The following is a 13,040-nucleotide window of genomic DNA, read 5'->3' on the forward strand; positions in this document are numbered from 1 at the left end:
AGGAAGAGTAATGCAACGAACAATGAAAAGATGGGAGAATATCCACCTTACAGGGATAAATAAGCTTCCTGCTCATACTAATTTCCACCGTTATCGGAAATTGGAAGAAGCAATGACATTTAATAAAAAAATGAGCAAAGGCTATCAATTACTTGATGGAGAATGGAAATTTTTATTTTTAGAAGCACCTGAATATTCTCCTGAAGGATTTGAAGGTGCAGAATTTGATATTGCTGGAATGGATGATATTACTGTACCATCGTGCTGGCAACTTCATGGATATGGAAAGATGCATTATACAGACGTATTATATCCATTTCCTATAAATCCACCATTTGTACCGGATGAAAATCCGACAGGAATTTATTTTAAAGACATCGATCTTGAAAAACCAAGTGACGAAAAAATGATCCTGAAATTCAATGGTGTTGACTCTGCTTTTGACCTTTATGTAAATGGAGAACATGTGGGCTTTAGTAAAATATCAAGATTACCATCTGAATTTGATATTACAAACTTTGTAAAAAATGGCCACAATCGAATAACAGCGAGGGTATATCAGTTTTCTGACGGTACGTATTTGGAAGACCAAGATATGTGGTGGCTTTCAGGCATCTTTAGAAGTGTAGAAATATATACAATCAATGCAGACACGTTACAGGATGTTTATATTGAAACGATTCATGATGAAAGCTATGAAAATTTTCATCTGAAAATCACTGGCCATTTTAACTCTGCATCATCCAAGGGCATCAACGTCAAAATTTTTGATGGTGAAAAGCAGGTTGATGAATATGCAGTCGAGTCACATGAGGGATCATTTCAGTCTACTCGATTATTTGAGAAACCACTGCTTTGGAATGCAGAACAGCCGAATTTATATAAAGCAGTGCTTGAATATGAGCTCGATAATGGGAATAAAGAAGTAGTTCCAATTAAATTTGGATTTAGATCAATTGAAGTCATCAATAATGAAATTCTATTAAATGGGAAAAAAATCTTCTTTAATGGTGTAAATCGTCATGATTCGCATCCAAAAACAGGGAGAACGATTTCCTATGACGATATGCTTCAAGATATCATTTTAATGAAGCAATATAATATCAATGCAGTTCGTGCGGCACATTATCCCAATAATGATGAATTCTATGATCTTTGCGATGAATATGGGCTATATGTGATTGATGAAACAGATCTAGAATGCCACGGCTTTGAAAATACCGGTAATTATAACTGGATCAGTGATAATGAATTGTGGGAAAAGCAGTATGTAGAACGTGCAGTCGGAATGGTAAAAAGAGATCGCAACCATCCTAGTGTCATTATGTGGTCACTTGGAAATGAATCGGGAGCTGGTAGGAATTTTACTGCCATGTATCAAGCCATTAAAGCGATTGATCCATCAAGACTCGTTCATTATGAAGGTGATCGAGTAGCGGCATACAGCGATGTTTACACTACGATGTATACTCGCTTAAAGCCATTAGAGGAGATTGGGAAAGACTCTGAAGGAAAGAAACCACATATTCTTTGTGAATATGGCCATGCCATGGGGAACGGTCCAGGAGGACTTACAGAATACCAAGACATGATGAGAAAATACCCTCGACTTCACGGAGGATTCATTTGGGAATGGTGTGATCATGGAATCGAGACCGTTGACGAAGAAGGGAATAAATATTATTTATATGGCGGTGACTATGGAGATTTTCCTACGAACGGTAATTTCTGTATCGATGGGCTAGTTTTCCCTGATAGAACACCGTCTCCTAGCCTAGTTGAGTACAAAAAAGTTATTGAGCCAATCGTTACGAAAGTAGTAGACGAGGAACTCTTAAACATTAGCATTAAGAACCTTTATGACTTTAGGAATCTAGATGGCGTCATTTTACATGCGAAAGCAATTTCCTATGACTATATAATAGAAGAAACAAGTATCGTCCTGGGAAAAATCAGTTCGCAAGAAGAAGTGGAGCTACAGTTACCGTTTGATATTAAAAAACTCCACGAGCATGATGACGTATATATTTATTTGAGTTTTATGGAACCAAGTGCAACGAAATATGCAGAAAAAGGTCATCAAATTACTCAAGAAAGCTTCCTGCTTGCTGCAACAAAATTAGAAAAAAAGATTGATATCGTACATGATGAAGAGGCAGAGCCGATTCAGGTGCTAGAAAACAATCTCGACCTTGTGCTTAAGAATAATCGCTTTACGGCTAGGTTTTCTAAAGTGAAAGGAAAATTAGCTTCATTTCAATTTGATGGCGAGGAAATCATTTCTGCAGGACCGGAAATGACTGTATGGAGAGCCGTCATCGATAATGATATGTACAAAAAAGATGATTGGATAAATAAATACTTCCTTAAAGAAGCCAAAGAATATCTAATTTCTTTCAACTATGAGCAAGCGGATCGTTTTGTTGATGTGGAAATTAAGAAATACTTCTCTACCGTAAATCAAGCATGGGGATTCAATCTTCATTATCGCTACAGAATATCCAACGAAGGGATTATTCATATTCAATTAATTGGCGATCATGTATTGCGAGGTAAAGAAATTCCTCCTATGCTTCCACGGATTGGTATTAAAATGCATGTAAATCAAGAGTACCGTGATATCACTTGGTTTGGTCGCGGAGATGAGGAAAGTTATCAAGATAGTAAACGAAGTCAACCGATTGGACTCTATCAAAAACAAATAAGTGATATGCATACGGATTATGTGTATCCACAGGAAAATGGATCGAGAAGCGATACTTCATTCCTTTCTCTTACCAAAGGTGAAAACTCATGGATCTTTAATTTTAAAGAGGAGAGAGATTTCACGATTCATGATTATGATACTGAAGCTTTAGAAAATGCGAAACATCGAGGGAAAATCCGTAAAACTCCTTATAATGTATTAACGATAGATTATAAGCAAAGTGGTCTTGGAAGTAATAGTTGTGGAGAAGATCAGCTCCCTGAATATCGTGTAGGCTTACAGGATTTTGCTATTGAATTTGAAATAAGAAAAATTGAAAAGAAAGACTTAGTGAAAGAAAGCAAGTTTTTTAGGTCCAAATAAAAATCAGGCGGGAACCACCCGCCTGCTTTGTTGCATGTAAAGATGTTTTATTAATAATAAGGAGGGTTCATTAGATGAATATTGATATTAGGGAAATCCCATTTTCAAGATTCGGATCATATTTTTGTATATCAAAAGAAAAAGACTCAGAAGAAGTGTATATTCGTGACGTTCATGGCGGAGATGATGCCCCTTCCCGTTTGTTTAAAATAGAAGTGTTTGTAAATGGACAGCAAAAAGAATATATTACGGTTGCAACCGAATCATCTGTTAAATTTTGTGTGAAGGATGATACAGAACGTTATGCAGAAATGATTATTCCAGAAGAAGATGAACTTCATATCGAAGTGAATGGATTGGAATTAAGCCTTAAGCCGAATAATGGCAAATATGATTCATTTATGGAGCTTGAGGAAGATAAGTATGAATACCATATTTATTCAAAAGAGTTGAAGCTCATGCTATTAAAGCTTTCAGGTTCGATGAGAGTTGAGGCTCCATGGGATATTATCGGCAATAAATATATCAATATTTTGTTGCAAAATGGTCACTTCGTCTTACAAAGCTACCGGACAGTTTGCAAGGAGAAGCAATATGTAGATTTCAAACAGGGCAAAGAGAACGTGCAACATCTTTTTGATAAGTGGATGCAAGAAATGGGTGGAGGCTATATTGGTAATGAATATAAGCCTTCTTTGGAAAAAGCTGCTTATATTACATGGGCAAATATGGTCCATCCAGAAGGAATTTTATCAGATTACGCCATGTACATGTCAAAGCTTTGGATGTACAATATATGGTCTTGGGACAATTGCTTTGGTGCCTTGGGTCTTGCTGAAAAGAATCCTGAGCTTGCATTTAGCCAACTTGATATATTTTTCAAAACACAAGATGATTCAGGGGCATATCCCGATTTTGTTAATGATAAATTCGTATCTTATAATTGCATCAAACCGCCAATATTCCTATATACGTATGAAAAATTAATGGAAATGAACGATTATTTTAAAGATGAAAAGCGTCTAAGGAAAGTTTATGAATCGAGTAAAAAGGTCATGGACTATTTTGAACAATATAGAACGGATGAAGGAAGGCTTCCTCATTATAAACATGGAAATGATTCAGGGTGGGATAATGCATCATTATTTCACAAAGGCATGCCTGTCGAAGCACCAGATTTAACTAGTTTTCTAATCCGCTCATTTGATATTCTTTCAACCTTTGCACAAATTCTTGGGGAAAAAGAGGAATCATCAAAATATAAAGATAAAGCAAATACATTATACGAAATATTGATGGAGAGGCTTTATGACGAAAAAGGGTTCTTTGGTCGCTATGGAAAAAATGCAGAAATAATTGAGAAAAGATCGAGCCTAATCTTACGTTTACCAGTTATAATAGGATATAGGTTTGAGAGGAAGATTATGGATGCCATCGTGGCCGATTTGGAAGAACATTTCGAAGCGAAGTATGGATTGGCTACTGAACGTTTAGATAGTCCTGACTATAAAGAAAATGGATATTGGCTAGGACCGATTTGGGCTCCTGTTACGTATTTATTTATTGATTCATTAAAGTCATATGGCTATGAAGAAGCGGCGAGAAGGTTAAGCAATAAATTTTTAGACTTAACTCTTCAAGGTGGCATGGCTGAGAACTTTGATCCATTAACAGGGAAAGGGCTAGTAGACACCTCCTTTGCATGGACATCCAGTGTATTTTTACTACTATTAAAAGAAAAAGTGTTGGAGGGTTAAATGAAAAGATTTTATGGAGAAATAGCTCTAGTAATTACCGCTATTATTTGGGGAAGTGGCTTTGTTGCCAGCGCCATTTCGTTAGAATATTATTCCCCTTATCAAAATATGGCTATACGTTTTCTAGTCGGGGGTATCATCCTGTCCCTACTATTTTATAAAAAGCTGAAGCTTTTAAAAAAGAACATATTACTAAAGGGTATTATACTTGGAAGCATACTGTATATAGCATTTGCGCTTCAAACAGCTGGGCTTCAATATACTACACCATCTAATAATGCATTTCTGACTGCCGTTAATGTTGTCATTGTTCCTTTTATTGGCTTTATGTTTTACAAAAAGCGTCTAGATAAATTTGAGTTGATTGGTGCTATACTGGCAATTGCAGGTGTTGGATTTTTATCATTAACATTTCCCTTTGAAATGAATTATGGGGATTTATTATCACTGTTTTGTGCATTTGCTTTTGCCTTTCATATTTTTTATACAGCAAAATATGTAAAAAACGAAGACCCGATTTTATTGACGCTAGTTCAATTAGTTACCGCAGCCGTTATCAGTATCATTGTTGTTCTTTTTAGAGGAGAAATAAAGATGTCAATGGAGACGGATGCTCTTATGCCAGTTCTCTATCTCGGTATTTTTTCTACAACAATAGCATTTTTATTACAAACGTCTGCCCAGAAATTTATTTCTGAGACAAAGGCCGCTATTATTCTGTCTACAGAGTCGCTCTTTGGAATGATTTTCTCAGTCTTCATATTAAATGAAATGATTACGAATAAAATGGTCAGTGGTGCAATCTTTATTCTCCTTGCGATCATTATTTCCGAAACGAAACTAAGCTTTGTTAAAAGAAATAAAACTCTGCGCGAAAAACATAACGGATAGAAAGAAAAATGAGATGGGGGTAACGAATGGCAACGATAAAAGATATCGCGGAACGTGCCCAAGTTTCAATAACGACCGTTTCAAGAGTGTTAAACTATGATGAAACGTTAAATGTGGCACCTGAAACGAGAAGAAGGGTTTTTGAAGCAGCGGAAGAATTGAACTATAAAGTGGTAACAAAAAAGAGCAGAAAAAATACTAGAATGATCGGATTTTATCAATCCTATTCCTTGGAAGAAGAATTAGCGGACACATATTATCTTTCTATTAGAGTCGCATTAGAAAAAAAAATAAAAAGTGAAGGCTTTGACATTCATAGAATCCGATCAGGCGACCCAATCGAAAAGAGCAAAAAGGTCGATGGAATTATATGTCTCGGAGTGTTTAAAAAGCAGGACATTGAATTTATTAAAAGCTTTCAAAAACCCTGTGTTATCGTCGACTCAAATCCGGATGAGGATTTTGATTCAGTCATTATTGATTTTAAATCTGCGACCAAGAAGGCGTTAAATCTCCTGTATCATTTAGGGCATCGGAGAATAGCGTTTATCGGTGGTATTGAAACGGATATGTATGGTAATCGGTTCAAAGATCTGCGGCAGGACGTATTTGAGAAATTTCTAACAGAGAGAAACATTTTCAATGAGAAATTAGTAAAAATCGGTGGGTACAGTCCAGAAGATGGCTATGTGCTTTTAAAGGAATTACTAACAGGAGGCACAAAACCAACTGCCGTTTTTGTCGCAAATGATACGATTGCGGTAGGTTGCTATAAAGCGGCGTATGAACTTGGAGTAAAAATACCGGATGAGTTAAGCATTGTCGGTTTTAATGATATTTCATCGGCACAATTCATGGTTCCTCCATTAACGACCATTAAATTATACACCGAAATTATGGGAGAAACTGCGCTTGACTTATTAATGGATCGAATTACTACGAAAAGAGAAGTTTCTAAAATGATTGCCATTAATACAAAGCTAATTGAAAGAGAAAGCACTGCAAAATGGATTGGTAATTAAATTAAAACCCTCATGAAAGAAATCATACTTTTCTATTCATGAGGGTTTTCTATATTCTATTTCGTATTGTTCTTCTCGATATATTCAAATAGAAACGATTGACCATTCCGATAAAATCGTGGATCGTAAACGCCAATTCTATCATTGTCATCTACGACTACAACAAATGGCGACCAGTCATAAAGTGTTTTAGCTTGTGGCAACTCCGTAAAAAGCGTATTTAAATCTGCATCTTCATTAGAATGTAATACATATATTTCTTTCTTTTCTTGGAAAAGGTTGTCTTGAAAGATTGAAATAGTGTCCTCTTTTTTGGTGATGACTGTATATGACCATGGAATAAAATTAGCAGACAAGGCAACCTGGTCATAATTTTTATCAAACTGTTTATATATTAAAAATCCTTGAGTGCTTTGCACCACGATGTGAAGAGCTATGAAAGCCCATGCCATTTTAAAATAATATGGGGATTTTAGTTTATTTCTTTTGGAAAATAGGAAGGCGACTCCTAGAATGATCCAAATAACAAAATCAACAATTGGAATCGTTCCAAAACTTAAACGTATATTTGAAAAAGGTTCCAAGTAACCCGTACCCCAAGCATTGAAAAGATCGCTCGTAACATGGATAAATACAGCTAGCCATCCTAGTAAAAACAGCTTTATATCTTTATTTTTAAATAACAACAAACAGATAAGAAAAAATAACAATGCCCAAACGGGAGTCAAAAAAAGTGAATGGGTGATTCCACGATGCCACATTTGATAAAGCCCATTTGTGTCCCACCATTGTGAGATTACATCAATATCTGGAATCTGACTCGCCCCAACCGCTGTTAGAAGATACGCTCTTTTGGAGTTTTTATCCATATTTTTCTTGTCGACTGTCCCGTATAGCGCTAATCCAAACAAAGTATGAGTAATCGTATCCAATGCACTACCCCCAATGCAATAATTCCTACCCATAATTATAACTCATTTCTGAATATGATTGACTAAGTTCTAAGATTCTGTAAGAGATAGGCAAGACCCCGCAAGGGCATAGCCCGAGGAGGCTTGCCACTCGCCCGCGGAAAGCGAAGTGTATTCGGACTGTGGGCTACATGACAACAATTAGATGCTAAGAATGGATTTAATAGTATACAATTATATATGATTGCTGCCTCAACTGCTCCATGACTTTTTTCTACATCTTTTCTTACTATTTCTAATTCTCCTAGTAATCCACTACCTATATATTAAAAAGTTACCAATGATATGATAGGCATTGAACCTTGAATTAAGAAATCATTAAATTATAATAATATAGTTAGAAAAAACTGCATTTCAATCTAGTCATATGTACCTGTTTTTAGTAATAGGGAAAGCTAGAGTATTAATGAAAAAACACTATGAAAATGGATTCTAAACCCTCTATAAAAAATGGAGAAGTGCGAGGTGATGACTGATGGCTAATGAAGAGCAATGTAAAGTGCTGATTGTCGACGATGAAGTGCTGATTAGACAAGGAATCAAGCATTATATTAATTGGGAGCAAGAAGGATTTACCATTGTTGGAGAGGCATCGAATGGGAGTGAAGCACTTCAATTAATTGAACGGGAGCGGCCGCATATTGTTATTACAGATATGGTCATGCCGATTATGGATGGTGAAAAATTGACGAAGGAGATTAAAGAACATTATCCAGATATTGAAGTCATCATCTTAAGCAGTTTTAGTGATTTTGATTATGTTCGCTCCACCTTTCAAAGCGGAGTGGTAGATTATATACTAAAACCCCAATTAGAAGGGCCAGAGCTGTTAAAAACATTGCAAAAGGCTGTTAAAAAGATACCAAATTTTACCCTTAATCGAACTGAGAGCCCAATAACTTCAATTGAAGATATTATCCATCATTTAATGGGAGGCTACTTGTTAGATTACGATCATCATTTAGTAAAAGAGACATTTCCAAAAAAGTATTATTGCTTGCTTGGTATTGATGCAAATGAACATGATTTAGAAAATGTACAAATTGAAAATGTATTAAACAGGCTCACAGATGTTACGCATTATCCTATTTTTAAAGATGAAACGAGCTTTACGTATTTGCTTAATTTAGAAATGAATGATCTACCATCTATTCAAAAAATATTGAAAGATGAAAACCTATTAGAGGATGGCTTATTAAACATTACGTGGACGTTAAGCGAGCCGTTTTCTACACTGCGGGATATAAAAAAATATTATCAAGAAGATTTGCTGAAACTTCGACAATATCGTTTTTACTTTCCTAATCAAACCTTACTAAGTCATGATCAATTACCTAAAGCATTAAATGAAACAAAGATGTTTGATTTAAATCATTTCATAGATGTATTCAAGAGAAGAGATTTTGTAGATGCCTTTGAATACTTAAATGAATATGTCGAGTATTTATCCCATCAATATACAAAGGATGAAAATGAGTTTAAATCCTTTTTAGGGAATATTATTTTTAATACTACTATTTTGTTGGAAAATCTTAATTTTAAAAGTGAAAAATTACAACAAGAGAAATATCATCATTTTTCCATGATCAATGAGGCAAAAGACGTTGTGGAGACTACTAATTATTTTCACTCTTACTTAAATGAAGTAAAAGAGATCATTGATGCAGAACTTCAAGATCCAAGCCAATCTAATATGCAAAAATTACTGGATTATATTGACCAGCATTATGATGAGCCAATTAGCTTATCTAGTTTGGCGGAACATTTTCATTTTAATCCATCGTATTTATCATCTTATTTTAGTACTCATCATAGCATTGGCTTTAATGAGTATTTAACTCATATTAGAATAGAGAAGGCAAAGGAATATTTACAAAATCAGAGAATCTCCATTTCGGAAATTAGTGGTCTTGTTGGTTATTCAGATCATAGTTATTTTTGTAAAGTCTTTAAAAAAATGACAGGAATGTCTCCTAGTAAGTATAGGAGATAATTTCCTAATAGGGCATGAGTAAAATGATAAGGAACTTTTTAAACAGTGTTAAAAATAACGGTTTATTTTTTAAGATGTTTATTGTAATGGTTGTAAGTATAGTGGCCGTGTCTGTCTTAATTACGTTTACGATGATTCGAATGTCAGAAAGGCTATTTATCGATACATTTAGTATCGGAAATGCGAAAGTCATGGATCAAGTGACGACAGATTTTGAATCTTTTAGTTATTCACTTGTATCAGTTGCGAACCAAGTCCAGCAAAGTGGATATGTGAAAAATTATTTAACAGATGAACAATCAGATCCACTGGCATTAGCAAAGGCAACCCATAGAATCAAACAACAAATGGATCGATATGCAGCAATGATTAATCAGGATGGAATCAATATCGTTTTATTGGGTGAGAATGGACGCCTATATTCAACTAATTATGTTAATTGGCCAGTTTCTGAGCAAGAATTGAGAAAAAGTCGTATTACGTTAAATTCTTATAAAGAACCAAATCGAATCTTATATCAATATGATCCGAAAAAAATGGATCATGGACTAAACCAAGAAGAAACGATTGTCGTATCGAAAGCGTTAATCGAAAAATCAACCAATCATATTTATGGTTATATATATATTGCGATTAAAGAACTTGATTTTAATCAGTTATATGCGAGATATACTGGTAATGGAATTAATGTATTGCTTCTAAATCAAACTGGGATGGTTGTATCAAGTAGTGAAGAGTCCATAACGGGTCAAAAAATGACTGAGTTACTTCGAGATGTTAAAGGAATGGAAGGGCATAACTCCAATTACAAACAAATCGAAGTTTTAGGGGATAGCCGTTTATTATTTTCCAAGTATTTACCTACTTTAGATATGTATCTCATTAACTTAATCGATCGCGCAAGTATACAAAGTAGCTTACTTGATACGAAAATGATTGTCATGATTAGTGCCATTATCGTCTTATTAGCTTTATGCATTGTATTCTTAATTTCGAGAGGGTTAACGAAATCATTATCATCGTTAGTGAAACAAATTTCCAATATGAGTCAAAAGAATTTCGATTCATATGTCGCTGAATCAGGTAGTTATGAGACAAAACAGCTTGCCAAAGCATTTAACGAAATGCTGGATGAACTTCATGAATATGTCAGAAAGTTAATGGATACACAAAAAAAGCAGCGGAATGCGGAGCTAGAAGCTCTTCAACAGCAAATCAATCCACACTTCTTATATAATACGTTAGCGTCTGTTAAATTTATGGTGCAAAACGGTGATAAAGAAAAGTCAGCCAAAACGATTAACGCGTTAATATCCTTATTACAAAACACAATTGGTAACATAAGTGAAACAAATACGGTGGAGCAAGAATTAAATAATGTAAAAAGTTACGTGTATATTAACCAAATTCGTTATGGGGATTCGATTAAAGTACATTATTTCGTCGCTCCTGAATGTTTACAATTCGAGTTGCCGAAATTAGTTTTACAGCCGTTTATTGAAAATGCATTTTTTCATGGGTTTAATCGAAAGAAAGAAGGGGTTATTCAACTTCTTATTATGCAAAAAGGTGACGAGCTGATTTGCGAAATAAATGATAATGGAGATGGAATGGAAGATAAGCCTTTAAGTCGTAAAAGTAGACGACATCTCTTTAGCGGAATTGGTATCCGTAATGTTCAAGAGCGGATCCAGTTATTATATGGAGAACAATACGGTGTAGATGTATCAAGTCAATTAGGTGAAGGAACAAGAATCACGATTCGATTACCGATTGTAACATCTAAAGATAATACAAATTTATAAAAAAAGTATTAGTAGGAAATCGTTTTCAAACCAATATCAAAATATATTTAAAGTTTTATCTAAAGATCGTCCTAACGGTCTTTTTTTTTATTTTGTTATCATTTTTATAGGAAGCAAACGTTTCCAATCAGAGGAGGTATTTCGAGTGAAAAAGCTATTGTTATTAGTCGTTGCAAGTATAATGATGCTTGCCGCATGTAGTTCAGGTTCAAAAGAAGGTGGGAATTCCGGTAAGAGTGGTGATTCTAATACAATTACTGCTTGGGCATGGGATCCTAATTTCAATATAGCTGCATTGAAGTTAGCTGATGAATCTTACAATGGTAAAGATGAAATAAATCTTAAAATTATTGAAAATGGACAACCAGATATTGTTTCAAAGTTAAACACAGGATTAAGCTCTGGAACAATGAAGGGAATGCCAAATATTGTTCTGATTGAAGATTATCGTGCTCAAAGCTTCTTAAAAGCATATCCAGATGCATTTGTTGATTTATCCGAGTATGTTAATAAAGATGATTTTGCACCTTATAAAATTGAGTCTGCAAGTTTAGACGGAAAACTATATGGTTTACCTTTCGATACAGGTGTAGCTGGTTTATTCATTAGAACTGACATGATTAAAGAAGCTGGATATACAGTTGATGATTTTACAAATATTACTTGGGACCAATTCATCGAAATGGGTAAAAAAGTGAAAGAAAAAACCGGAAAGCCTATGATCACGGTGGATCCTAATGACTTAGGAACCATTCGTATGATGATTCAAACGGCAGGAAAATGGTACTTAAAAGAAGATGGAGTGACTCCTAATATTAGTGGCAATGAAGCTTTGACAGAAGCATTTCGTGTATATAAAACAATGCTAAAAGAAGAAGTTGCGGGTATTCATTCTGACTGGAGCCAATTACTTGCAGGCTTTAACAATGGTGACGTTGCTGCGGTTGCACAAGGTAACTGGATTACACCAAGTATTAAAGCTGAGGAATCACAATCCGGAAATTGGGCTGTCGTTCCAATTCCAAGATTAGACTTACCGAATGCAAAAAATGCTTCTAACTTAGGTGGAAGTTCGTTCTATGTGTTAAATGTTGATGGCAAAGAAAAAGCAGCTGAGTTCCTAGCGAATACATTTGGTTCCAATAAAGATTTCTATCAAAATCTAGTAACGAAAGTAGGAGCAATCGGTACTTATATGCCTGCATCTGAAGGCGATGCGTATAAAGCAGAAGATCCATACTTCGGTGGCCAAGCGACTGTTACTGATTTTTCAAAATGGATGGAAGAAATTCCTGCTGTAAACTACGGTATGCATACGTATGCAGTTGAAGATATTTTAGTAGCTGAAATGCAAAATTATTTAAACGGCCAAGATATTAAGGAAGTTTTAAATAACGCACAAAAACAAGCAGACTCACAATTAAAATAATTTACTGGATTTAGCCTTGGACAAGCTTCTACAATATGGGCGATTTGATTTAAACACGCGCCCTGTAGAGTTGCTCCAAGGCTTTACCTTGAATGGGCTCTG

8 protein-coding genes are annotated in these 13,040 nt (G+C 35.0%); 7 read left to right on the forward strand and 1 reads right to left on the reverse strand.

From position 1 onward, the window contains the following. Positions 1 to 10 precede the first annotated feature (10 nt). The 4 genes from KHA93_RS22510 (at position 11) to KHA93_RS22525 (ending at position 6,740) form a co-directional block, all read left to right on the forward strand. Positions 11 to 3,070, forward strand: coding sequence for a glycoside hydrolase family 2 TIM barrel-domain containing protein (locus KHA93_RS22510; RefSeq protein WP_213113162.1), 3,060 nt, complete (start codon positions 11 to 13; stop codon positions 3,068 to 3,070). A 74-nt stretch (positions 3,071 to 3,144) separates the two neighbouring features. Further along, a complete protein-coding gene (locus tag KHA93_RS22515; RefSeq protein WP_213113163.1) occupies positions 3,145 to 4,827 on the forward strand; it encodes an amylo-alpha-1,6-glucosidase in 1,683 nt (560 codons plus the stop codon). Then, positions 4,828 to 5,718, forward strand: a complete 891-nt coding sequence (locus tag KHA93_RS22520) for a DMT family transporter (protein ID WP_213113164.1) — start codon at positions 4,828 to 4,830, stop codon at positions 5,716 to 5,718. Between the two features lie 26 nt (positions 5,719 to 5,744). After that, complete coding sequence (locus KHA93_RS22525; RefSeq protein ID WP_213113165.1) at positions 5,745 to 6,740, forward strand: LacI family DNA-binding transcriptional regulator; 996 nt, start codon at positions 5,745 to 5,747, stop codon at positions 6,738 to 6,740. Between the two features lie 56 nt (positions 6,741 to 6,796). On the opposite strand, the gene KHA93_RS22530 is transcribed toward KHA93_RS22525, so the two are convergent. After that, positions 6,797 to 7,672: a metal-dependent hydrolase gene (locus KHA93_RS22530; protein ID WP_213113166.1), complete on the reverse strand. Its 876-nt coding sequence runs from the start codon at positions 7,670 to 7,672 to the stop codon at positions 6,797 to 6,799. Between the two features lie 514 nt (positions 7,673 to 8,186). On the opposite strand from KHA93_RS22530, the gene KHA93_RS22535 reads away from it, so the two are divergent. From KHA93_RS22535 to KHA93_RS22545, 3 genes are all read left to right on the forward strand, one after another. After that, on the forward strand, positions 8,187 to 9,704 hold the full coding sequence (locus KHA93_RS22535; protein ID WP_213113167.1) for a response regulator transcription factor: 1,518 nt from the start codon (positions 8,187 to 8,189) through the stop codon (positions 9,702 to 9,704). 23 nt (positions 9,705 to 9,727) lie between these two features. Next, complete coding sequence (locus tag KHA93_RS22540) at positions 9,728 to 11,509, forward strand: sensor histidine kinase (protein WP_213113168.1); 1,782 nt, start codon at positions 9,728 to 9,730, stop codon at positions 11,507 to 11,509. Positions 11,510 to 11,654: 145 nt separating this feature from the next. Further along, on the forward strand, positions 11,655 to 12,938 hold the full coding sequence (locus KHA93_RS22545; RefSeq protein ID WP_213113169.1) for an ABC transporter substrate-binding protein: 1,284 nt from the start codon (positions 11,655 to 11,657) through the stop codon (positions 12,936 to 12,938). Positions 12,939 to 13,040 lie beyond the last annotated feature (102 nt).

Source organism: Lederbergia citrisecunda, assembly GCF_018343695.1.
Lineage (GTDB): Bacteria > Bacillota > Bacilli > Bacillales > Bacillaceae_C > Lederbergia > Lederbergia citrisecunda.

What these genes read in the sequence shown, in the direction of transcription:
- KHA93_RS22510 (WP_213113162.1), top strand. Translation starts at nt 11, where the DNA reads ATGCAACGAACAATGAAAAGATGGGAGAATATCCACCTTACAGGGATA.
- KHA93_RS22515 (WP_213113163.1), top strand. Translation starts at nt 3,145, where the DNA reads ATGAATATTGATATTAGGGAAATCCCATTTTCAAGATTCGGATCATAT.
- KHA93_RS22520 (WP_213113164.1), top strand. Translation starts at nt 4,828, where the DNA reads ATGAAAAGATTTTATGGAGAAATAGCTCTAGTAATTACCGCTATTATT.
- KHA93_RS22525 (WP_213113165.1), top strand. Translation starts at nt 5,745, where the DNA reads ATGGCAACGATAAAAGATATCGCGGAACGTGCCCAAGTTTCAATAACG.
- KHA93_RS22535 (WP_213113167.1), top strand. Translation starts at nt 8,187, where the DNA reads ATGGCTAATGAAGAGCAATGTAAAGTGCTGATTGTCGACGATGAAGTG.
- KHA93_RS22540 (WP_213113168.1), top strand. Translation starts at nt 9,728, where the DNA reads ATGATAAGGAACTTTTTAAACAGTGTTAAAAATAACGGTTTATTTTTT.